This window comes from Colwellia sp. BRX8-4 (assembly GCF_014077345.1).
In the GTDB taxonomy this organism is placed as follows: Bacteria; Pseudomonadota; Gammaproteobacteria; order Enterobacterales; family Alteromonadaceae; genus Colwellia_A.
In genome coordinates, this window is sequence record NZ_JACGVS010000007.1 from 73,153 (window position 1) to 96,330 (window position 23,178).

The window sequence follows — 23,178 nt, forward strand, 5'->3', positions numbered from 1 at the left end:
GTAAATTAGTTATGACCTCTATTATATTATATTGTCGCCCAGGCTTTGAAAAAGAGTGTGGTGCAGAAATTCAAGAAAAAGCCGCGTGGAATGAAGTGTTTGGCTATTTACAGCTAACTAAAAACGAAGGTTTAGTCTATTTTCATTTAAATAATCCTCAAGACGGTGAAGTTTTAATGGAAAAAATCCCATTGCGCCGCCTGATATTCGCTCGCGATTGGTTTGTTACCGTAACAGATAAAATTGACTTACCTGATTACAATCGTGTTGAAGCTATTACCGAAGTTTTAGGTACCGAATGGCAATATGCTGATTTACGGATGGAAATGCTTGACACAAACGAAGGTAAAGAACTTTCGAAATTCTGTCGTAAGCTGTCTGTACCGCTACGCCAGGCATTACGTAAGAATAAAATTCTTATGGAAAAAGGTGATAACGATGGCGCTATCTTACATGGTCTTTTTCTAAGTGGTAAAGAAGCTATTTTTGGTTTTTCGTTAGCCGATAATAGCTCTGTTTATACTATGGGTATTCCAAGGTTGAAGTTTCCAAGCGCTTCACCGAGCCGTTCAACATTAAAATTAGATGAAGCTTTTCTTCACTTTGTACCTCGCGATGAATGGGACGAACGTTTAACATCAGGTCTTAAAGCTGTTGATTTAGGCGCTGCTCCTGGTGGTTGGACATATCAATTAGTACGTCGTGGTATGATGGTGACAGCTATTGATAATGGCGCTATGGCTGAGTCATTAATGGATACAGGGCAAGTTAAACATCGCATGATGGACGGTTTCAAATATGTACCAATGAAACAAAATGTTCATTGGTTAGTATGTGACATGATCGAAAAACCTCAACGCGTTGCTAAGCTAATGGCTGAGTGGTTATTAAAAGGTTACTGTAAAGAAGCTATATTTAATTTAAAGTTGCCAATGAAAGGCCGTTATCAGGAAGTCACTAATGACTTACAAATACTTAAAGATGCTTTTAGTGAGCATAAAGTAAAGTATGAACTCTACGCTAAGCACCTTTATTATGATCGTGAAGAAATAACTGTTCATGCAAGATTATTATCTCCACCGCCAATGAAAGAAGAATAGCACGGCTCTTCTTGCATTAAAAAACCGACGTAATGTCGGTTTTTTAATGTCTGTTACAAGCGGGTATTACTAACAACTTCTAACCCGTTAGGTTTATAAACGCTCTAATACCGCTTGGGTAAAATCAGTGGTGCCGTGAGTGCCGCCTAAATCACGAGTCGTTCTATCACCCGTAGCAATAACATCTGTAATTGCATTACGGATCTTACTGGCTTTATCACCCATGTTTAAATATTCAAGCATTTGAATAGCGGCTAATATCACTGAAGTAGGGTTAGCTAAATTTTTGCCTGCAATATCTGGTGCACTACCATGCACAGCTTCAAAAATAGCGCAGTCGCCACCAATGTTAGCGCCAGGAGCCATACCTAAACCACCAACTAAACCTGCACACAAGTCAGATAAAATATCACCAAATAAGTTGGTTGTTACAATGACATCGAATTGTTCTGGGTTCATTACTAATTGCATACAACAATTATCAACGATCATTTCTGTCGATTCTATTTGTGGATAACGGGCAGCAACTTCACGCGCAACTTTTAAAAACAAGCCAGAAGTTGATTTCAAAATATTCGCTTTATGAACAGCTGTTACTTTTTTTCTACCTTCTTTGATAGCCGTTTCATAGGCAAAAGTAAGAATACGTTCAGCACCTTCACGGGTAATTAAACTTTTTGCTTCAGCAACTTCGCCATCATCAGACAATATTTGTCCTAAGCCTGAATACATACCTTCGGTATTTTCACGTACCGTTATGATGTTTATGTCTTCGTAGCGGGCTTTAGTGCCTTTAAACGATATTACAGGGCGAACATTTGCGTAGAGTTGGAAATGCTTACGCAAAGTAACATTGATAGAAGTAAAGCCTTCGCCAACCGGTGTGGTAAGTGGACCTTTAAGGGCTATTTTATTCTTTTGAATAAGCGCTAAGGTACTTTCAGGGATCAAGTCGCCATGATTTTCAAGAGCAGTAAGACCGGCGTCTGCATATTCATATGCAAAATCACATCCGGCTTTGTCTAGTATTTTAATTGTAGCATCGATAATATCGGGACCAATGCCATCGCCGGGGATCACTGTTATGGTTTGTGTAGCCATTTTTCTGCCTTTCAAAAGAGTTTGTCAAATTAGGAAACGGGTGCTGTTATAGCACGCGATACTTGTGTAATCTAGGATAAAACCTTTCAGGCACCCTACATCGTTTGGTTTTACCTGATTGTGTTTTATAGTTGTTAGTATAAAGGATCGTTTAATGAAACGTTATTAGACTTTTGTTTTATTAAAGCTGCTTTCAGCGTTAGTTATAGTTGCTGAAACTGTTCGTAAGCTGTGTTGCCAATAGCGATAAGTGAGCCATTTTTAAATAAAAGTGCGGTACATTCGTCTTGGGTAGTAAATCCATCAGATTTAACGTGTTGAGTACGATAAAAGGTCACTTGAAAACTGTCTTCATTAACTTTTTTCGCCTCTGTTATATCGGGACTGCCTAATTCTTTTATTGCTTGGTCGAAATTAAACTTTTCTAAGGTTAATTTACCTATGTACTGTTTGTTATATGATTCGCGATCACCCCATTCCATATCAGATGGACTGTCATCATAAAAGTTTACCACTAGGGCAACAAAAACACCGTAAATGGCTAATGCGATTAAGATACGAGAGATGACTTTCTTATTCATTTATTAAAATTTCCGTTAAATTGTTGATCAATATTGAAAGATGAAGCTTAACAACCGCTAATTATTTTAGTTAATTTATACAACGTTTAATACTAATATTTTGTTCACGCCCCCTAAGAAGAAAGGCGAATATCTTTTAAATTAAAGCCCAGTGCTATGTCTTTTTTTAGTGTAATAAGTTCTTGGCTGAGTGCAATTTGTTCCTTATGTTCAGCAAGCTTATTGGCTAATGTTGCTTTAATGTCAGTTGCTTCAAGTATACTTTTTAATGATCCGTACTGATTTAATAACTGTGCAGCAGTGACTTGTCCAATCCCCGCAACACCTGGGATTTTATTGGTATTGTCACCGGTTAATGTCCATAAATCCATAAGCTGTTGTGGCTTAACATTGAATTTACTTAGTACAAAGTTAGTATCAAGATGGCGACGATTAAAGTGATCATAAACGCCGATATGTGGACCCAGTAATGAGAGGAAGCCTTTATCTGTCGAAACGATCGTAACATTTTGATCTTTTAATGCCATTTTTACCGCCAATGTCGCAATGATATCGTCAGCTTCATCTTCTTCTGGTATTAATGAATCGACTTGTTGCTTCATTAACTCATCTTGAATATCAGGAAGGCTGGCAGCCAAATGTGCTGCCATTTTTTTTCTACCTTTCTTATAATCAGGGAATAGCTCGTAACGCCAACAAGGCTTATCACTATCAAATACCGCTAAAACATGGCTAGGTTGTAGATGATCAAGTATTTTTGTTAACGCTTGTCCACAAGCGATCTGGGTATTAAACAGGACTTGTTGTTTGGTGTTTTCTGCAAGCTCGTTATTAAAAAGAAAAGGACGCTCTTGTACTGCGTATATTCTCCTAATTAAATTCAACGCATCAATTAATACAAGATGTGCGGACATTCATTTACCCTTAAATTACTTTATAGCATGGTATATATTTACTGCCAGGTAGTTTCATTCGTTGTTGCTCAACAAATGACGCCAGTAAATTATCCATTAGTTTCATTATTTTTTTATCGCCAGATATTTCAAAGGGACCATTCTCTCTGATCGCTCTAATACCTTGCGATTTTACGTTACCGGCTACTATAGCAGAAAAAATACGGCGTAAGTTTGCTGCTAATGTCGCTTTGTCTAAATCATAGCTAATTAGCAAGTTAGCAATGTTCTCGTGCGTAGGTTCAAAAGGCTGTTGAAAGTCGGGCTCAATCACTAAAGACCAGTTAAAATGGAAGGCATCACCCGTTTTTTTGCGATAAGTTATGACTTCATTTAATTTATGACGCATGGCTTTAGCTACTGCAATTGGGTCATCAACAATAATTTCATAAAGGTTTTGTGCTTTTTCACCTAAAGTTGCGCCAATGAAGCGATCAATTTGAATAAAGTATTCTGCGCTCTCTTTAGGTCCTGTCAAAATAATAGGTAATTTTTGAGCTTCATTTTTGCTATTGAGCATAATACCTAAAATATAAAGCAATTCTTCGGCTGTTCCTGCGCCCCCAGGGAAAATAACAATACCATGTGACATTCGAACAAAAGCCTCTAAGCGTTTTTCGATATCAGGCATGATAACTAATTCATTAACGATAGGATTAGGTGGCTCAGCCGCAATAATACTTGGCTCTGTTAAACCAATATAACGACCGTCTTTATTACGCTGTTTTGCATGAGCTATAGTTGCTCCTTTCATTGGACCTTTCATTGCACCTGGGCCACAGCCTGTACAGATATTAAAGCCTCGCAGGCCCAATTGATAACCCACTTCCTTAGTGTACTTGTACTCATTATCGTTTATAGAATGACCACCCCAGCAAGTAACCAGATTAGGATCGCTTTCAGGGATAATAACATTCGCATTTCGTAAAATATCAAACGTGAGATCTGTTATTTGCTGAGTATGTTTAGCATCGGCTTGGTATCGATTATGGGTAAAAAGAATATCGCGTAACACCGCTGATAAAAGCTCTTGTATGCCTTTTATTATTTTACCATCAACGAAGGCATCACCGGGTGGGTTTGTTAAAGCTAGTTTTACCCCACGTTCGCGGCGCAAAACTTGTATCTCAAAATCTTGAAATTTTTGATATATTTGTTCTGCATCATCGGTATGGCTGCCGGCATTTAATACCGCGAGTGAACAATTTCGATAGACTTGATAAGTTTTACTGTTCGCTGATTTTTGAAGTTGCTCTATTTCTGATTGTGAGAGCAGGTTCATATTGCCAACAGGATTTATTTGCGTATTCATCATTGAGCTCCTTCAGAAAAATGTAAAGCTAATAACTTGAAACGTACCAAGGTTATTAGCTTTTTATGGATAATTGCAGGAAAAAACGGAATTTTCAGACGATATTTATAGATAAACAACGTTGTTTTTGCCTTTCTCTTTGGCTTGATAAAGTGCACCATCTGCTCGTTCAAAAGCCATATGGACATTATCATCTTGTTGGATATGTGTAACGCCAATAGAAATGGTGATGGTCACTTTATTACTTTTAAATTTAAAGGGTAATTTTGCGACTTGTAAGCGCAGTCGGTTAAGTTTATCGATTAAGTTTTCTTGATTGGTACCAGAGAATACGAGTACAAACTCTTCTCCGCCATAACGTGCAATAAATGCGTCACTACCTATGTGTTTTTTTAAGGTACTTGAAATAACTTGCAAGGTTTTATCGCCAGCAGTGTGGCCGTAGGTATCATTAATACGCTTAAAGTTATCAAGGTCCATTACCACAATAGCCAAGTCGAAATTTTTATTATGAAAACGCACCATTTCTCTAGCGAAGTATTCATCAAATGCGGCGCGATTGTTGAGCTTAGTTAAGGCGTCTTGTAAGCTTCTGGCTTGTTGTTCTTGAATGCGTTTTTCAAAGTTTCGGCTTTGTTTTTCTAATAATTCGACCTTTTCAGTCATTGACGATAATTGACCGTGTAAAGCATCTTGTTGTTCACGTTCAAAGGTTGTTTTCTTTAAAAGTGTACCAGCAATAAGTTTTAACTTAGCATTAATATCAACTTTAATATCGGCTAGAGACGTGGCTTTATCTAAACCATTAGCCATATCTACAATCTGTTTTTGCAACTGTTCATTTAATAAACCATGTTGTGATTGAGATTCTTTGCAACTGTTTAGTGTTGTTTTTACTGCGAACTGCACCGTTGTTAAGGTTTCGCTTAATGTTGAAAGAAATACTTTTGCAGTATTTCTTTCATCGTTTAAATCTTCAATGATCACATCAAATACGGCCAAAAAACTGTCTAGTAAGCTGTTGTTTGATATACCTTCATTGAGCTGAGACTTAATCACAGCGATATCTTTTGCATGTTTATCTGAGACAACTAAGTCGGCAATAATTGTTTCAAAACGAGCGATGTATTTCAGCTCGGCATCGTTATTAACTTCAACCGTTTTTGTTGTTGAGTTCTGTTGTCCTAATAATCCCCCCACAGGAGCAGCGTCAATAAACTTTGCTGCTAAGGCGTCATCGTAAAAGGTTAATAACTGACTTAACAAGGGAACATATTGTATAACAGCATCTTTGGGATCTTTTGACTCCGTGATTAAACTACGTAATTTACGTCGTAAGTCAGCAGGTAAGCCATTGATTTTTTGCAAAGCTAAACCAGCGATATGGAATCTTTCGTGTAATTGGTTAAGATTTGAAATGTTTATTTGAGATTGCTGTTGTAGTAAAAGTGAAGTTGCGGCTATGTGTGCTTGAATGTCAGCAAGTGGCGCCGACTGTTTGAGTAAAAGTCGTAACTTAGCCAACTTATTATCTAACGTAATATCCATGCCCTTGCATACAAGAGAAAGCTTTTCAATAAAGGTTATTAACAATGAAGACTGTGAGTTCAGGTCTTTTTCTACGTCGGCACGTGAAGTAATGGCGAGTTCGAGTTTTTTCTTCAGTAATGTTATTTCTTTGTTGGCGGCTGGGTTGTTGCTCATAAAAAACGGTCTTCCGTAAAGTACTTTATCGGCTAATGGACTTGATAAATTTGCATTGAGTATAGCTAAATATAGTTAATATAAAAATGAACACACTTTTAAATTATATGACTTAATAGTAAACCTAAGATGCTAAAAAGTCAGCATTGATAATGATTTATAATTGATTTAACTCAAATAGTGTTTATTGTCTTAGCGTTCTTCCGGTTGGTGCGTGTAAGGTAGACGTCGATCGAAATGGATTTATGTCTAAACCGCCTCGTCTGGTGTAGCGCGCAAAAACAGTCAACTCAGTCACTTGACAATATTTCATTAAATCACAATATATTCTTTCAACACATTGTTCGTGAAACTCATTATGTTGTCTAAATGATATTAAGTAAGCTAGCAAAGCGCTCGGTGAAATTTTTTGACCACTGTATTGAATATAAATACTTGCCCAATCGGGTTGATTAGTAATCAAACAGTTAGATTTTAATAAATGGCTGACTAAAGATTCATCCTTGACAATTTCCCCTGCAATATTTGCATTGTTGAGCAGCGTTGGATCAAGTTGATAGTTATCAATATCAAGTTCAACATCATCTATACATAGGGTGTTTTCAGAAAAAATCTGATGATTTATTTCCAGTGCAGGGCAATTATCAACAGGAAATAGCTTTACGCCCGCTTTGCCTTCAGCGGTATTGGATAGATCTTTAATTAAGCAATCTTCAACCTCTTGCCAAGATGAAAACCGACTCTGATTAAAGCTATTTAAATACAATTTAAATGACTTTGACTCAACTATGTTAGTGCTGGTGCAAGGAAAACGAAATTCTGCAACAGCAACAACGGGTTTACCTGTGCTATTGAGCCACGAAAGTTCATAGGCATACCAGACATCTTCGCCAATAAAGGGTAAGCTTTCAGCGTGAATAGCTAAACTGTCTCTATTTAAAGTTCGAGGTACCGCTTGCAAGAGTTCTGGGTTATATTCACTGCAATAATTAGTGGCTTTTCCAAGTGTTAATTGGCTTAATACTTTTGCGTTTTTATAATTTGTCATACAATGGCTAGTTTAGTCTATTGGCTATTTGTCGTTACATTTTAAAGGATCTTTTTAACAGATGAAATCATCACCATGCGAGTTAATGCAATCTTTATCATTATTTTCACAAAAATATTTATCACAATACCAAGAACGTTACCAGCATTTACCGCTTATCGAAAAAGACGAACAATGGCCTTCTCCCTGTTTATCAAATGATTATGATGAAAATCATCAATATTGGCAGCCTTGTGAAATCAGCGACCCGATTAACTTTGATAATGTTGAAAAAGCGTTAGAAATAACAATACACGCGGATTTTAAAACCTATTTCACCAGTTTGTACAGCGACACCTTAGATGCAAGCTGTGAGGAAGGCGCTTTATCACTACTTTTTGCTTGGAGCAAAGATGACTTCCAACGTTTACAAGAAAATGTGATAGGGCATATATTAATGAAGCAGAAATTAAAGCAACCATTAACTTTATTTTTTGCCTTGACCGACGACGATAATATGATTTTAAGTGTCAACAATGACAACGGGGAGATCTGGGTCGAAAAAGTAGGTGCTAAAGCGCATAAGAAAGTGGCCGACTCACTGGTTAGCTTTATTAATATGCTCAGCCCTAGAATTCCTTAACTTATATTTTTTTTAGGCTAATGATCAGGGCTTTTAGCTCTGCTAATTCAGTTTCTATTGGCTCTAATGCCGTTGCTATTGCTTTAGCTATCATCATCTCTATTTCTGGAGAGTTCAAGGCTAGCGTTTGATTTTTTTCAACAAGCTTCTTAGTTTCACCGGTTAATGTGATCAGTTTAGGGTCATGGGTCCAATTTCTTAATATTGATATAAGGGTTGGCAGTGGAACTGGTGCTTTTAGTTTGGTTTTAAGCAAGGCTACCGTTGGCTTTTTACCTTGATTAGCTAATTGATTAGCGATGATTGTTATTTCGTCAGTTATGGTCATAAATTTATAATTACTTGTCAAAGAGGCTATGTTTTAGCGAATATCACAAAGTATGTTCGCTGTGTTTATCTGGTTTTTATTTTATTTATATATATATCAATGTGTTGCCGAGTTGGTTTATCCCTTGCTATTAAGTAAGTTGTAGACCAATAACGTTGTTTAAATTATATAAAATATTTACACATAAAATATTAATCAGGGAAACTTATGAAAAAATCAATTATAGCATTACTTATTGCAGCACCTTTAACTTTATCATTAACGGGATGTGTTATTGCTGTTGGTGGCGGTGATGAAGGGCATTCAATGTCAACTTCGTTTGGCGATCGTGAATATGAAAACCGTAAAAAAATTGATAAAATTCAATTAAATGCCAGCTATAGTGATGTTAAGCAAAAGCTAGGGCTTGGCGACTTCAATGAAAAATACCAAATAGACGGTAAAGAAATACAGGTGCTCTTTTATCGTACTCATCGCGTCCATAAAGATGATTTAACCACTAAGGACGAGTGCACATATTTACATTTTGTAGATGGTGTTTTATTAGAAACGGGTAATGGTGCAGATTATAGACGCAACATTTCAGGTTAATCGTTATTGCATATAGTGTAAAGGTAACGACTAGTGCTACCTTTACAACTAAACCCTTATGTTTTTACTATAACGGCACCTGCTATCTACGGTTTATTATTACATATTTGTCTTAAGAAAATAGCTTGAAAGCGTTGGAGTTTTGTTTGACCTTATTCGTTTTTTACTGCTATGGTGATGAGATAAAAATAATAAACGCAAGGATGACAAGGTATGTCAGAAGTAATACGTGATAAAAAAAATCTTGATATAAAAGCTGCTTATTTGTCAGGTGAAGATTTAAAACTCGCTGCCTCTTTATTGTATCAAGCTTATCATGATGATCCTGTTTTTCTAGAAATATTTTCCAATGAAAACAACGATTACGAACAAAAGTTGCGCGCAGCCATTCGAGAAGAGTTAAGTGCTTTTTGGCATGCTAAACAACCTATGGTTGGCTTATACTTGGGGGAGGCAATGGTAGGTGTTGCTTGTTTAAATAGCCCAGATGAAAGTGTTAGTTCAGAGCGATTTTGGCACTGGCGTTTAAAGATGATGTTAGGTGCTGGCTACTTTAGTACCAAACAGATGATTGAAAAAGAAAAAACAGTACTTGCTGCTGTACCAATGAAGAAATTTCATATGCTTGCTTTTATTGCGATTCATCCTTTACATCAACATCATGGCTTTGGTCATTACCTTATGGCAGCCGTTAATACAATATTAGAAGAGCACTCTGCAAGTGAAGGGGTTGCTGTTTATGCGACAACAAAGAAATATCAACAATTTTTTAAAGAAGTTGATTATGAACTGGTTAAAGAGCTCTCTATTGGTAATGTTTCGGGTTCACTGATGATTCATTACCGAAGTAAAAGTTAAACTGATTCTCTTGGTCAACTTTAGATAAATACCAAATTAATATTTGGTATTTTTTTACTTAATTTAAGGTGTTTTTTTACCTAAGTTAAAAATGTAGCGGTTGTATTTTCAAAGTGGCCAATGTTATATTTTGTTGATTAATCAAATTTTTGTGCTTTAACTATCCATTTTAGCTTACAAAAAATGTTCAAACACTAAGTATTAGCTATAGGGTTTTACTCAATATTTTTGTTAAGGATATTATTGTCAGTGAATTGCCGTTAATAGGACATGCATTGCAAAGTTAAGGAGTTTAGATGAAGTTTGAAGCAGCACAGGAAAATATGCGCTTTTCATATTTTGATGGTGGAATTGGTGTATTAGTTTCTGGTTTAATTTGGTGTGCTGCTGGTTCAGTTGCCTTAGTGCATTCGAATCAATTGAGTATGCTAGCATTATTCTTTGGCGGTATGTTTATCCATCCGTTGTCGATGCTATTGTCAAAATACTTTAAACGTCCTGGCAATCACTATCCTAAAAATCCCCTTGGCAAACTGGCATTAGAAAGTACAATTATCTTATTTGTTGGTTTATTTTTGGCTTTCTATGTAGCAAAGCTGCAAGTTGAATGGTTTTATCCGATAATGCTGATGATCATTGGTGTACGTTATCTAGTGTTTAATACGCTGTATGGCTTAAAAATATATTGGCTTTTAGGAAGCGTGCTGATATTTTCTGGTATGTTATGTATATTGTTAGGTGCTAATTTTATCATTGGCGCATTTATTGGTGGAGCAACAGAAATTGTCTTCTCACTTGTGATCATTAATCAATCGAAAGGTTTGGTTTTAAACGCCACTTAGTTGCTCATTCCCGCCTCGCCATTATTTGATGATTTGTTGACCACCACTAAGCACGATCTTTTATGCTATAGGCGGCGAACTGTCGTCAAATTATGCTTCATTTACCTTATCATTTTGGAAAAACAATGGAAGAACTCAATAAACAATTAGATTTTATTATTGAATTAGATAGGCTCAAAGGAATTTATCGACAAGCGCTGGTCAAGTCTGATAAAAATAGATTTGAGAACAGTGCAGAGCACAGTTGGCATATTTCATTAACGGCTGAAATACTTCAAGAGTATGCAGTAGAGAAAGTCAATATAGCACGAGTGATGAGTATGTTACTTATTCACGATATTGTCGAGATAGATGCAGGAGATATGTTTGCTTTTTCCGATAAACAAGCACTAGCAGAGCAACAAGAAAAAGAAATTGCTGCAGCAACCCGTATCTTTGGTTTATTGCCGGATAAACAGTTTCAAGCTTTTAATGCCTTATGGTTAGAGTTCGAAGAAGCTAAAACTGTTGATGCTCGATTTGCTAAAGCCATAGACAGCGTTTTACCCTTTTTACAAAATATAAAGAATGAGGGGGGCAGTTGGGTTAAGCATAAGGTTAACAAATCACAGGTACTAAAACGTAATAGTTTTCTTGAAGGACTCGCTCCTCAGTTATGGTTATATGTTTGTCAGCAAATTGATAATGCGGTAGAGCAAGGTTGGTTGTTGGACGAGTAATCGGCATAGCTAGTCAGTAAAGTATTACGCTGTTTGATTACACAAGCTATTATTTATATTGTCGATAATAATTGTTCGAGCAATTATTGCACCGTGGCATGCTTAAGGATAATTTAGTGAAAATATATGCGGATATTCAGTCAGGTAATTGTTATAAAATTAAGCTTGTCACCTCAATTTTAAAGATAGAGCATGAGTGGATTAATATTAATATACTTGCAGGTGAGAGTGGCACAGCGTCGTTTTTGAAAAAGAACCCAACAGGAAAAATTCCGTTACTTGAGCTCGATGACGGACGTTTTTTATCAGAATCTAACGCTATTTTGAATTACCTTGCCTCAGGTTCATCACTGTTACCTAAAGATAGATATGAAAATGCAAAGGTACAGCAGTGGCAATTTTTTGAACAATATAGCCATGAGCCATTTATTGCTGTTGCTAGGTTTATTGCTAAATATCTTGGTTTACCTGATAACCGTAAAGCGGAATATCAATCCAAACAAGAAGGGGGTCACAAAGCTCTAAGAATTATGGAGAAGCAATTGGAAATAACACCTTATCTTGTCGGGAGCACATTGACTACCGCTGATATTTCACTTTATGGATATACACACGTAGCAGAAGAGGGTGGTTTTAATCTGCTTGAATATCCTGCGATTCAAATGTGGATCAATAGGGTACAAGCACACCCCAACTATACTGCTATGGCGTAACATCATCGTGGGAAGCCATGAAGTTGGAGATAAATGTCACGTTTGTCAATACTGCAAAGCTATGCTTTTTATTACGGTATTCGAAAATTATTTACATAAGGATTAACTATGATAGATTTTAAAAACTCTTCGGTGTTCAAATTAAAACCAATAGAAATCGAAGATGCGAGAGAAGACTTTCACAAGTTTATGATTGAGGGGGAGTCAATTTTTGCGGCCTTTAAGAGTATTAGAGACCAAGTGGTATTCACAAATAAGCGCATTATTGCCGCCAACGTTCAGGGAATTACCGGTTCAAAGGTCGACTATACTTCTTTGCCTTATAGCAAAATACAGGCTTTTTCAGTTGAGTCATCGGGCACATTAGATTTGGATTGTGAAATAGAAGTCTATGTCAGTGAACTCGGTATGGCTAAATTTGAGATTAAAGGTTCTTTCGATCTTATCCAATTTAATCAGCATATTAGCCAACACGTACTTGCGTAAATTCATTGTTATTAACAAAATAATAATGAATTCATTGGTTAATATTTTAGCTAACTACACCCTACCTATTAATAGCTATCACTAGGGCGAAATGATGAAACTGCTTTATGCTCACGAAAACCATTTTATGGTTAACAATGTTAAAAACCTTATTGAAGCACAACAAATAAGTTGTTTTATTAAAAATGAATTTGCTCAAGGAGCCGTAGGTGAAATATCAGCTTTTGATGCTTGGCCAGAAGTCTGGCTTGTTAATGAGGCTGATTTTGAACGTGCGACGACGATATTAACGTCATATCAGCAGGCAAACAAAGGCGAAGACTGGCTATGTAAAAGCTGCGCTGAAACAAATGATGCTTCCTTTGAGATATGCTGGAACTGTCAGCATGAACATAAAGAGTCGCTTTAAAGAAGCTCTTTAAGTTCGAACATTGTTTTTATAATAATATATTAGCCAACAATTATCAGCGATTTCTTTAGGCTACTCACTTAGGATATTGAAATGACACCAGGAATCAATGTAGCTAAAAAAAATAAAGTTTCACATAAAATACATGAGTATTCTCATGATGAAACCACGGAGTCCTATGGACTCGAAGCAGCCGAAAAATTAGGTGTCATCGAACAACGAATATTCAAAACTTTAGTGGTAATGCTAGATGATAAAAGCTTAGCCGTAGGTATTATTCCGGTTTCCGCTATGCTTAGTATGAAGCTTATTGCAAAAGCTGTTGGAGCTAAAAAAGCTAATATGGCTGATAAGTCTGATGTTGAACGTTCAACGGGGTATGTTCTTGGAGGAGTAAGTCCACTTGGACAAAAAAAAGCACTGAGAACAATTGTTGACGCCTCAGCTAACCATTACGCCTCTATCTATGTGAGTGCAGGCCGGCGAGGATTAGAAATAGAATTGAGCCCCGCCGACTTAATAAAGCTCACGAATGGAATGCTGACGAAAATATGTCAGTGATATCATTAATAAGTTATTAAAAATAATAACTTAAGTTTCGATTACTCAGTCTTTTATTCAGTGTTTTACTCAGTTTTACTGGAATACCATTGATTTTCATAGGCTAAACTTCCCCATAAAGCATGGGCTAAAGCGATCTCAGCAAGTTTCGCGTTAATTGCTTTAGGTTCTAGTTTCTTTTTCTTTAAAGAATAGTCAAAATTTACTGGTGGCTTTTGTGGTTGCAGTATTGTGACATCCTCATCGGTCATATAGGCAAAGTTATCGGCATATTGCATCACTGCCCTTCCTTTGATCTGGGTATTATTTAAATCACGGCCAATCATAGGGGAATCGTTAGTTACGCCCATTAAGGACAGCAAGGTCGGAGCAAGGTCGATTTGACTTACAATTCTTTCATCAGATAAATGTTTATTGCCTGAATTAAGAATAACGCCTGGAATATGGAAATTTTTAATAGGAACAAGGTCGTTTCCTAACGCTCTAGCATCATGGTCAGCAACAATAATAAATATAGTGTCTTGCCAATAGGGTTGTTTTTTTGCTTGGTCGATAAACTTACCCAGAGCATAGTCTGCATATTGGATCGCCTGATGGCGCAATAGTTCTTTTGAATCGTACAGAGCTAATTGCGCTGTTGAATATGCTAGTGGCGTTATTTTACCTGAGGGTATTTCAAAAGGATCATGATTGCTGGATGAAAAAATAAAACTTAGAAAAGGTTTATCACCTTTGTGTAATTTGCTTAATTCGATATCAGCTTGATTAAACAAGTCTTCATCACTGGCTCCCCACGAACCGACAAACTGAGGGTTTTGTATTTTGTTAAAATCAACAATATCGCTAAAGCCATTGCCTAAAAAGAAACCTTTCATATTATCAAAATGGCTTTCACCACCATAAATAAATTGCGTGGTGTAATTATTTCTCTCAAGTAAACTTGCGATGGTGAAGAAGCCATGCTGAGATTTATCAAGCTTTACTACTGCTCGAGCTGGCGTTGGTGTGAACCCAGTAATAACCGCTTCAATGCCCCTTACAGAGCGTGTACCGGTAGCATATAAATTTTTGAACGCCCAGCCTTCAGTATTTAATTTATCAATTTCAGGCGTAAGTGGTAGCCCTCCCAATGATGAAACAAATTGCGCACCTAAACTCTCTTCTAAAATTATCACTAAATTTTTAGGTTTTCCTTGGTAAACGGGTGCCCTAGCGCTAAAAGAAGGTTGCGCATTATTATTAAAAACTTGTGTATTTAAGCCAGTTTCCTGGCGAACAAGTTTAATAACTTGTTCTGTAGCCATAGTGCCATAAAGTTTTGATGCATACTTTTCATTACCGAACTGTTTATAAGCATGAGCAACACTATAGATTGAATTTAAGGTTAATGAATTAATCAGTGGGTCGGTAGAAAAATAAACGAATGACGGGTTAATAGGGCGATGACCTACAGTACCTCTGGCGCAGAGAAAAAGCACAATAAAGAGCATGATAAATGATAGGGATGATGATGAGGGTGTTACAGCAATTATTGGCTTTTTGGTACGAGTGAGTTTACCTACCGTACGCCAAATAAACGGACTAGACACCATCATTAAGGAACATAATACAACTATGGTCAATAAGTGTCCGTTGAATAACATTTTCATGACTTCATCAGGATAAGCTAAATATTCGATGAATAACCTGTTAGGTCTAAATCCATATTCATTAATAAATGCAGGTGTGGCAAGCTCAAAAAAGAGCACTGCCATAAAAATAAAGAAAAACATTGCTCTTAACGCGCTAAGCCATGTGCTTTGAAATTTAGACAGCATTAGCAAGGGATGAACTATTCCAGGTAAAATTAATAAATAACCTAGCGTGCTTAAGTCGATTTTTAGCCCATTAAGTATCAGGGTAACCATACTGCTAAAATCGGTAAAACGTTCAATTTGCCAAATCGCAAAGCCAAGCCTAGCGACAAAAAGTGTAAAAATTAATAATAATGCAAACAGTAAAAATGGACGAACTAAAGCGGTTGTAGAGGTAAACATCGTTATTAATATCTCTAATAAAACACGATACTTACCTTAAAGTATAAAACTTAAGGAAAGCTTAACTTAAACTGAAGTTAAGCTTTTATGAGCATTACAGAAGTATTATTAGCCAAATGCTACTGGCGACAATAAGGCTGATCATCACTGCTGCAGATCCTAAGTCTTTTGCAAGCCCAGACAATGGATGAATCTCTAAACCAACCCTATCAACAACAGCTTCGATGGCGGTATTTATTATTTCTGTAAATATAACAAAGAGGATCGCCAGGACTAATATCACTTGTTCTTTGAAGCTTATATCAAATACAAAAGACAGTGGTATGGCAATAATAAGCAGTAAAAGCTCTTGTCTAAACGCTGACTCATTGGCGTAAAGCCATTTAAATGCGCGTAGTGAATTTAAAGCCGCTAAATAGACTCTATGCAACCCTTTGGGTTTATTTATATTGTCAAACACTAGTCTTGAATCTCCATTGATTTGTCTTGGGTTATAGTGGTGCGTGCTACAGCACCTTGTGATTTACACGCCAGAAAAGGGTCATTATCAATATAATATGCTTTTGTTCGAACTGACATAATACTAAGTAAAGTGTCAAAAACATTGTCATGAGTTATAGGTGATTTTGCTGATGTTTTCAAGCAATTAAGGTCAAAGTCATTTTGCATTGGGTCGTTCCAATAGATCATGGGAACATGGGTTTGCTCCTCTGGAGCGAAGGCGTAGGGCAAACCATGTAAATAAAGTCCATTCTCACCAAGTGATTCGCCATGATCTGAAATATAAAGCAAAGAAGTTTCAATATCATTTTTCTCAGCCACTTGATTTAACTCATTAATAATTTTTGAGAGTACCAAGTCGGTATAAGCGATAGTGTTGTCATAACTGTTAATAAGTTGCTCTTGTGTACAATTTTGAATATCGCTGCGTTGACAATCAGGAGTGAAAATACGTTTGTCTTTAGGGTAGCGTTTAAAATAAGTGGGTCCGTGAGAGCCAATCATATGCAGTATGATCATGGTGTTTTTATGGGTTAGTTCATTAAGCTTACTTTTTAAGGGCGCTAAAAGTGCTTCGTCATAGCAGTACTCACCATCACACAAAGGGTTTGATTGGTTAGTGTCTATCTGTTTCGTTTTTACCCGCGTACAAACGCCTTTACAACTGCCGTTATTATTACTTATCCATAAAACGTCAGCCCCCGCTAAGTGAATAAGATCTACAACATTTTGTTGTGCCATCGCAACACGTTTGTCATAACCCGTTTTATTTAATCTTGAAAACATGCAGGGGACAGAAACAGCCGTTGCCGTTCCACATGAACTCATATTTGAGAAAGAGACAACACCTTGTTTTTCGGTATATGGGTTAGTCCGTTTACTATAGCCATTTAGTGAAAAACTTTGAGCGCGAGCTGTTTCTCCTAATACCATTACGGTGACATGCTTTTTCTGACTGTCACGCACTATTGATGGTGTTGTATCTAAGACCTTAAATTCTAATGGTGGATAAAAATAATGATTTCGGACAAATTTGAATGACGAAACCACCATTTTATAAGGGATGATGTAGGTAATAAGGTCTTTATTATTTCTGCCAACAGCCGCGTAATTTGAATAGAAAAAGACGCCTATTAAAAAGACCGAGATAAGACTTAGGCTAATGATTTTTAGTCGACTTAACAGTTCTTTGAAAAAGGGCTTATAAATTAATTGTACCGAATAAATAATGAAAGAGGGGAGCAATCCAAAAAATATAAAGAATATAATAGCGTGAAAATTTATGTAGGACCACGCTTCAGCCGTGTCGGTTTCTATAGTATTTTGCACCATACCGTAATCAAAAACGATCCCGTATGAAATGGTGCCATAAAATATTAAAGCAGAACAAATCACCGTAGCGATCAACAAAGGTTTAGTTAACCATCTAAATGAAAAAAGCCCTTGAATGATAATGGTTAACGCTAATAAAAATATTGGCAATGACACCAGAAAGAATAAATTATAGTTATCGAGCGCCGTAATAATCGTTGTGGATTTGATCAAAAAAGGTAAATTCAATATCAGTGCTATGTAGCAACTGGTAAAGAACAATAATTGATTCGTTGTTAATTTTATATTGTTGAAATAAGAGATATATTTAATTATTAAATTCATAAAAACACCTATGGGTTAGTGTCTTCATAGTAATAATACAAACTTAAGGTTCGCTTAGGCTAAACTGAAAATAGCCTTTAAGATAAAAATCAATTTACCTTGGACGTGATTTACGCTAAAAAGAGAACGTTTTCCACGTGATTTTTCTGCATCACCACCACAAGGTACTATTTGGATGTTTCTCTACTCTCATTATTTACGCTCAACTTATATTCGAACTTATATATTGTCCTGTTTAGTTATGGTCAGTTGTTATGCACAAAGTACAGAGAAATCCACTGTAGCGAATAATGCCACTTTGGCAGAATATACAGCGCATTATACCGTTTATCGAAAAGGTGATAAATATGGAACAGCAGAGCGGATGTTATCAAAAACTGCTGATAATCAGTATAAACTGACATTTAAAACGGAGGCTTCAAAATATTTTTATGTCATTAATACCGAAGAATCTAGTGAGTTTTCATATGATGCCCAACAGATAAAACCAATAAAATATACCAGCAAAGATGAGCGAACATTTAAGAAGACAAAGAATCAAACGATTGAATTTAATTATGCTAACCAACTTGTTTTAGGGAGCGATACCGCTGAACAATGGTCGCTTGCTTTAAAAGCTAATATACTCGACCCGTTATTAGTTATCGAGAAATTGAGCCATGACTTACAAAAAAAAGAACAGCATTTAGAATATTTTGTTTATGATGATAATTCAGTTAAAAGTTATATATTTGAATATTCAGGTAGAGAAAAAATTAAGACACCAATGGGGCTGGTTGATACGTTAAAGGTTTCTCGAGTAAAAACCAATAGCTCAAGAAAAACCCATTTTTGGTTAAGTGTCGAGCATAACTTTATTCCTTTTAGAGTAGAGCAAGAAAAAGAAGGTAAAGAAGTTGCAACACTCGAATTAAAAAAATTGATAATACCTGCCGTAAACTAGAAGAATCTTAAATAGGTGATTTTAGCGTTTACCTATTCGGTTAAAGCGTGACTAGATTAAAATTCAAGCCTCAGTTTAGTCAAAAGGCGAAGAGCGTTTTGTTTTAAGCTGTCTTTTATAAAGATTAAGATTAAGATTAAGATTAAGATTAATATTTTTAAATTGAGTCATGTCATCTGGCATTCGCCACTAAATCGATAGTTTAGATAAAAGGTGGTCAGTGTTAAAAAACATATTTGTAACGAAACTGAACGACATTGGCATTTATTTCAATACTAGGTACTTCTTTAGACATTACTTTTTTTGAATAATAACATCAGTTATGCCACCCAATTACATTAGAACTTTCGGTTATTACCATTGACTACTGCGACTACATAACATTGGCCAGCTAATGTTATTTAGGTTAACCAGCAACTTTCAGGAATAAATCATAATCATTTTTGAAAAAGAGTCGTTAATACTCATTTTTATAATAGCAACTGTTCCGATTAAGCGACGTTAGCATCAATATATTATTAGGCCACTGAGAATAATCATAAGTCATAGATGCGGATTTATCCTAACTGGCAACTAAGCCAACATTGAAGTCATTAGGGTTTTAAATTTGAAAGGCAACCTCTTGACAAAGTAGATACTTCAGCAGTATACAAACCATGTAATGCCTTTCAATAACCAGTACGGTCTTAACCTGCAATGCCTTGTTGAGTAAGTGCATTAAGATCAATTAATGCTTGTTCGGCATCCTTAACGGCAATAAAAACATGATCATGATAGTAAGCAGCAACCACATTTGCACTAATATTGGATTGCGTCAATTTAGTAGAAACCGCAGCGGTTAACCCAACAGCATCAAGGCTTGAATGTACATTCAATGTAATACATTTAAAAACACCAGAGTACGAAATGTTAAATTCATCGGCTTTTTCTTTCGTCAATATAACGGTTAATCCTTCCTTTTCTTGAAAAGTGCTTATAGGGTTTAGCAATAATACTTGTTGATAATCATATGTCTCAAGAGTACCAAACACATATCCATCTTCGATTAAAACAGGCGTCATAGACGCGATTAATTTTGCTAAGTTTTTTTCACCAGACATATATATTTCCTAAGTTTAATTTTTGTATTAATTAGATATTTTTAGACCAACCACACCAACAAAGATCAAACAAAAGAAAAACAATTGTTGAATTGAAAGTGGTTGATCAAAAAAGTAATGGTTTATGATTGAAATTGATGACGCACCTATAGCTAACCAAACGAGGTATGCTTGGCTAACAGGAATGTCTTTTAATGCTATTGAGAACAACACTAAGCTAAGCGTCATTGAAAGAACAGCGAATATTACATATGGGATATTTGTAAAAGATTCTGATTTTTGAATACCAACTAACCAGCCAGCTTCTAAAATTCCTGCGAGAAATAAGATGAACCAATACATATAGACACTCTATTAAATTTAGGGGTCGTCCCCTGAAAAAATAGAGCGGTGAGGTCGTCCCCACATCGATACTGATTTAACTCACTAGCACATTAACAAATAAAATTGATAAAGGGAAATAGCTATTATATCTACTTATGATCGTTATGGGGGCATAGTTAAAGTTAAAAGTTTTATATCATCAATGTTTGACAAAATATTAATGGCAGCTTAGTTGCCTGGTAACTACCTTGACGTTTACGAATTATCGTAGCTTTATCGCAAATATTTAATTTTAAAGCGGTAAACATAAATGCAATTGAGTGGTACTGATGGTCGTTATTTTTCATAACGCCACAAGCTTAGTCATAGGCTAGATAAAATAATACCGTAGATCATATTATAATAGTAAAAGTAATACTTTGGTCAGGTGCTATTGCTACGTCTAAAATAGCCCCTATTCTCTCACAGTAAGATTTAACAATTGCTAAACCTAGCCCGTACCTTTCTTCGGATGTTCTTGATGAATCTTTTTGCCACAAAGGTTCAAAAAACATCGTTAAGTCTTGTTCTGAATATTCAAAACTGCTGACGTTTGAAATATCCAGCCGTATTTTATGGGTATTTTGTTCAGGCCTTACGGCAATAATCACCGGAGTTGTTTCTGGGCTATAGTAGAGCGCATTATTAATCAGATTAGTTAGCACAGTAGTGAAAGCAAATTCATTGGTCTGAATATAACCACATTGCTTACTAAAGCTAAGGGTAATATTTCTGCACTGCTTATTTTCAGAGACCATGATTGTCTTAAGTAACAGCTCAACATTTACTTGTTGTTTCTCTAATTCAGCTTGATAAGTACTTTTTTGCAATAAAAGTATCCCATTGACGATATTTCTTAATCGCTGTGTGATCGCAAGTACATCCGTCTTAAAGCTTGCGGCTAACTGCTCTTCATGAGGGAATTTTATTGCAACTTCACTTAAATTAAGTAACTCGGCGATTGGCGTTTTTAACTCATGTGCAATATCAGAGGTAATTCTTTTTTCTCTGGAATAAAGAATTTTATTCTCGCTGATAAAATGGTTAATTCCGTTTGCTATTGCGATAAGTTCTTCGGGGAGTTGGCTAGTTGATATGGTGCTAATTTCAGAATTTAAATTAATCTGTTTCAGTTTGATATTTAACTCATCGAGCGGTTTTAACCCTCGCTCAACAACATTAAAAACGATAATCCTTACCGCGATAACCGCGAAAATCGAGGTCAATATAAAAATAATATCAACAAACCAAAGAATTTGATTTAAGCCCTCGTTACTCGTTGCATAGGCCAACTCCATTGGCTTTTGAGTTTTTGCAAAGAACGCTTTTGTTATTCCGTATTCTTCTCTCACATCACTGTCGATTTGAGGGATGAATTTTGTGAAATACATCCGGCCAGAACGCCCATCGGGTAGCGTTATATTTGTTATTGATGATTTGTGTAGTGTAACGTCTAACTTGGGTAAGTCGTTATTTTCAAAAAGCTTAAGTGTTTCAGAGCGCTCAAATACCTTGTCATCTCGCCATAATTGAAAATATTCAGGATCGTTAGCCCCTGAAAACTCAGGCATAAACTCATCAGCAAAATCAAAATCTACTTTGTCAGGATGCTCGCTTACTAAGGTTTCTAATAAACCGGCTTTATTAATCATCGCGCGGTCAAACTGACTGCTGATCCAACTATCAACACTAATATCAGTAATTAAAAAGAGCGAGACTAACAATATCGATATTGATATTGATATATATCGACTTAACTTTTTCTTAATAGAAGTCATTAATTTTTCTCAACAAAATAGCCGAAACCACGCTTGGTTTTTATGGGTAAATCATGCCCTATATCTCTTACTTTTTTTCGGGTAGTTGATAGATGGGCTTCAATGGAATTTTTTGCTACTGCATTGTACTGGCCGGCTAGATAGTCACTTAGTTTTTCAGGAGAGACGACTTTACCTTGATTGGTAAATAAACATTCAACAAGCTTATATTCATTAGGTGTTAAATGGGCATCGATGCTATTGCATAGCAATTGTTTTAAATGGATGTCTAATGAAAAAACGCCAATATTAATTTTGCTGTCATTTATATTTAAGCTGCCTCTGCGCATTAAGCAAAGCAGACGAACATGGAGTTCATCGAATGAAAACGGTTTTGTTAAATAGTCATCAGCGCCATTTAGTAAGCCTGATATTTTATCCTCAGTCAGATCTCTTGCTGATAGTATCAGTACCCTTAGGTCTTTATTGGCTTTTCTTATAGCTTTTAATATTGCAGTGCCATCAACAGATGGCAGCATCAAATCAAGTATTAGTAGCGAGTAATCACCAGCTAAAGCCATACTTAGGCCTTCAGAGCCATCGCCAGTATCATCTACCGTGAAACCTAAGTTTGACAGCCCTATTTTTAGACTTCTTCTTAATGAAGTTGAATCTTCAATAATTAATATTTTCAAGGTAAGCCTATAATAAACAGTTTCTCTTTGTAGAAGATAGCAGAGTTAACTTAAGATTTGCTGAGTTTTTACTTAGATTATGCTGTTAGATATAACCAGTAGATAGCCTAAATAAGCGCTATCTAAAGTGTCATTTAAGAGAAATTACATGTGAAAAAGTAACTTGAAAATCATAGAAATAAAAAATTACATTTACTGA

At 36.0% G+C, this 23,178-nt stretch carries 25 protein-coding genes; 11 read left to right on the forward strand and 14 right to left on the reverse strand.

The annotated features are described in order from the left end of the window. Window positions 1–11 precede the first annotated feature (11 nt). Entirely contained in the window at window positions 12–1,100 is a 1,089-nt protein-coding gene (gene rlmM / locus H4J56_RS08020) for a 23S rRNA (cytidine(2498)-2'-O)-methyltransferase RlmM (protein WP_070376245.1), read from the forward strand. Between the two features lie 93 nt (window positions 1,101–1,193). Here rlmM and H4J56_RS08025 read toward each other — a convergent pair whose 3' ends face one another. The 6 genes from H4J56_RS08025 to queF all read right to left on the reverse strand — a co-directional run bounded on the left by H4J56_RS08025 (window position 1,194) and on the right by queF (window position 7,799). Next, window positions 1,194–2,201: an isocitrate dehydrogenase gene (locus H4J56_RS08025; protein ID WP_070376246.1), complete on the reverse strand. Its 1,008-nt coding sequence runs from the start codon at window positions 2,199–2,201 to the stop codon at window positions 1,194–1,196. 203 nt (window positions 2,202–2,404) lie between these two features. Further along, on the reverse strand, window positions 2,405–2,782 hold the full coding sequence (locus H4J56_RS08030) for a DUF3192 domain-containing protein (RefSeq protein ID WP_182243598.1): 378 nt from the start codon (window positions 2,780–2,782) through the stop codon (window positions 2,405–2,407). 113 nt (window positions 2,783–2,895) lie between these two features. Continuing rightward, entirely contained in the window at window positions 2,896–3,696 is an 801-nt protein-coding gene (xni, locus tag H4J56_RS08035; RefSeq protein WP_182259153.1) for a flap endonuclease Xni, read from the reverse strand. Window positions 3,697–3,706: 10 nt separating this feature from the next. Next, window positions 3,707–5,047, reverse strand: coding sequence for a nucleotide 5'-monophosphate nucleosidase PpnN (gene ppnN, locus H4J56_RS08040; RefSeq protein WP_182222500.1), 1,341 nt, complete (start codon window positions 5,045–5,047; stop codon window positions 3,707–3,709). Window positions 5,048–5,152: 105 nt separating this feature from the next. Next, the gene (locus H4J56_RS08045) at window positions 5,153–6,751 is read right to left on the reverse strand and encodes a GGDEF domain-containing protein (protein ID WP_182259154.1); all 1,599 of its coding nucleotides are present in this window, start codon (window positions 6,749–6,751) and stop codon (window positions 5,153–5,155) included. Window positions 6,752–6,935: 184 nt separating this feature from the next. After that, window positions 6,936–7,799, reverse strand: coding sequence for an NADPH-dependent 7-cyano-7-deazaguanine reductase QueF (gene queF / locus H4J56_RS08050; RefSeq protein WP_182259155.1), 864 nt, complete (start codon window positions 7,797–7,799; stop codon window positions 6,936–6,938). Between the two features lie 61 nt (window positions 7,800–7,860). Here queF and syd point away from each other — a divergent pair, with 61 nt between their 5' ends. Then, on the forward strand, window positions 7,861–8,421 hold the full coding sequence (gene syd, locus H4J56_RS08055; protein WP_182259156.1) for a SecY-interacting protein: 561 nt from the start codon (window positions 7,861–7,863) through the stop codon (window positions 8,419–8,421). 1 nt (window position 8,422) lies between these two features. Here syd and H4J56_RS08060 read toward each other — a convergent pair whose 3' ends face one another. Further along, a complete protein-coding gene (locus H4J56_RS08060) occupies window positions 8,423–8,749 on the reverse strand; it encodes a hypothetical protein (protein WP_182259157.1) in 327 nt (108 codons plus the stop codon). 207 nt (window positions 8,750–8,956) lie between these two features. Here H4J56_RS08060 and H4J56_RS08065 point away from each other — a divergent pair, with 207 nt between their 5' ends. From H4J56_RS08065 to ybaK, 8 genes are all read left to right on the forward strand, one after another. After that, window positions 8,957–9,340, forward strand: a complete 384-nt coding sequence (locus tag H4J56_RS08065) for a DUF3192 domain-containing protein (RefSeq protein WP_070376254.1) — start codon at window positions 8,957–8,959, stop codon at window positions 9,338–9,340. A gap of 213 nt (window positions 9,341–9,553) precedes the next feature. Continuing rightward, complete coding sequence (locus H4J56_RS08070) at window positions 9,554–10,198, forward strand: GNAT family N-acetyltransferase (protein WP_182217554.1); 645 nt, start codon at window positions 9,554–9,556, stop codon at window positions 10,196–10,198. Between the two features lie 296 nt (window positions 10,199–10,494). Further along, on the forward strand, window positions 10,495–11,040 hold the full coding sequence (locus H4J56_RS08075) for a DUF7010 family protein (protein WP_182217556.1): 546 nt from the start codon (window positions 10,495–10,497) through the stop codon (window positions 11,038–11,040). 125 nt (window positions 11,041–11,165) lie between these two features. Then, the gene (locus H4J56_RS08080; RefSeq protein ID WP_182222485.1) at window positions 11,166–11,759 is read left to right on the forward strand and encodes an HD family hydrolase; all 594 of its coding nucleotides are present in this window, start codon (window positions 11,166–11,168) and stop codon (window positions 11,757–11,759) included. 116 nt (window positions 11,760–11,875) lie between these two features. Continuing rightward, window positions 11,876–12,472, forward strand: a complete 597-nt coding sequence (locus H4J56_RS08085; RefSeq protein ID WP_182231321.1) for a glutathione S-transferase family protein — start codon at window positions 11,876–11,878, stop codon at window positions 12,470–12,472. A gap of 108 nt (window positions 12,473–12,580) precedes the next feature. Beyond that, window positions 12,581–12,958, forward strand: coding sequence for a PH domain-containing protein (locus H4J56_RS08090; RefSeq protein WP_182173093.1), 378 nt, complete (start codon window positions 12,581–12,583; stop codon window positions 12,956–12,958). Window positions 12,959–13,052: 94 nt separating this feature from the next. Beyond that, window positions 13,053–13,367 carry a DUF2007 domain-containing protein gene (locus H4J56_RS08095; RefSeq protein ID WP_182259158.1) on the forward strand — a complete coding sequence of 105 codons (315 nt, stop codon included), beginning with the start codon at window positions 13,053–13,055 and terminating at the stop codon, window positions 13,365–13,367. Window positions 13,368–13,460: 93 nt separating this feature from the next. Further along, the gene (gene ybaK / locus H4J56_RS08100; protein ID WP_182222487.1) at window positions 13,461–13,928 is read left to right on the forward strand and encodes a Cys-tRNA(Pro) deacylase; all 468 of its coding nucleotides are present in this window, start codon (window positions 13,461–13,463) and stop codon (window positions 13,926–13,928) included. 65 nt (window positions 13,929–13,993) lie between these two features. Here ybaK and H4J56_RS08105 read toward each other — a convergent pair whose 3' ends face one another. The 3 genes from H4J56_RS08105 to H4J56_RS08115 form a co-directional block, all read right to left on the reverse strand. Then, window positions 13,994–15,964 carry an LTA synthase family protein gene (locus H4J56_RS08105; RefSeq protein ID WP_182259159.1) on the reverse strand — a complete coding sequence of 657 codons (1,971 nt, stop codon included), beginning with the start codon at window positions 15,962–15,964 and terminating at the stop codon, window positions 13,994–13,996. A 94-nt stretch (window positions 15,965–16,058) separates the two neighbouring features. After that, window positions 16,059–16,424, reverse strand: coding sequence for a diacylglycerol kinase (locus H4J56_RS08110; protein ID WP_182243594.1), 366 nt, complete (start codon window positions 16,422–16,424; stop codon window positions 16,059–16,061). Further along, window positions 16,424–18,121, reverse strand: coding sequence for a phosphoethanolamine transferase (locus tag H4J56_RS08115; RefSeq protein WP_220465920.1), 1,698 nt, complete (start codon window positions 18,119–18,121; stop codon window positions 16,424–16,426). The genes H4J56_RS08110 and H4J56_RS08115 overlap by 1 nt, the downstream gene beginning before the upstream one ends. 175 nt (window positions 18,122–18,296) lie before the next feature. Between H4J56_RS08115 and H4J56_RS08120 the strand changes: the two genes are divergently transcribed. After that, window positions 18,297–19,064 carry a DUF3108 domain-containing protein gene (locus H4J56_RS08120; RefSeq protein WP_182259160.1) on the forward strand — a complete coding sequence of 256 codons (768 nt, stop codon included), beginning with the start codon at window positions 18,297–18,299 and terminating at the stop codon, window positions 19,062–19,064. A 686-nt stretch (window positions 19,065–19,750) separates the two neighbouring features. On the opposite strand, the gene H4J56_RS08125 is transcribed toward H4J56_RS08120, so the two are convergent. The 4 genes from H4J56_RS08125 to H4J56_RS08140 form a co-directional block, all read right to left on the reverse strand. Then, window positions 19,751–20,164, reverse strand: coding sequence for an ACT domain-containing protein (locus tag H4J56_RS08125; protein WP_182259161.1), 414 nt, complete (start codon window positions 20,162–20,164; stop codon window positions 19,751–19,753). A 27-nt stretch (window positions 20,165–20,191) separates the two neighbouring features. After that, the gene (locus H4J56_RS08130; RefSeq protein ID WP_182218554.1) at window positions 20,192–20,506 is read right to left on the reverse strand and encodes a multidrug efflux SMR transporter; all 315 of its coding nucleotides are present in this window, start codon (window positions 20,504–20,506) and stop codon (window positions 20,192–20,194) included. 374 nt (window positions 20,507–20,880) lie between these two features. After that, a complete protein-coding gene (locus H4J56_RS08135; protein ID WP_182259162.1) occupies window positions 20,881–22,305 on the reverse strand; it encodes a HAMP domain-containing sensor histidine kinase in 1,425 nt (474 codons plus the stop codon). Further along, window positions 22,305–22,979, reverse strand: a complete 675-nt coding sequence (locus tag H4J56_RS08140) for a response regulator transcription factor (RefSeq protein WP_182218550.1) — start codon at window positions 22,977–22,979, stop codon at window positions 22,305–22,307. The genes H4J56_RS08135 and H4J56_RS08140 overlap by 1 nt, the downstream gene beginning before the upstream one ends. Window positions 22,980–23,178 lie beyond the last annotated feature (199 nt).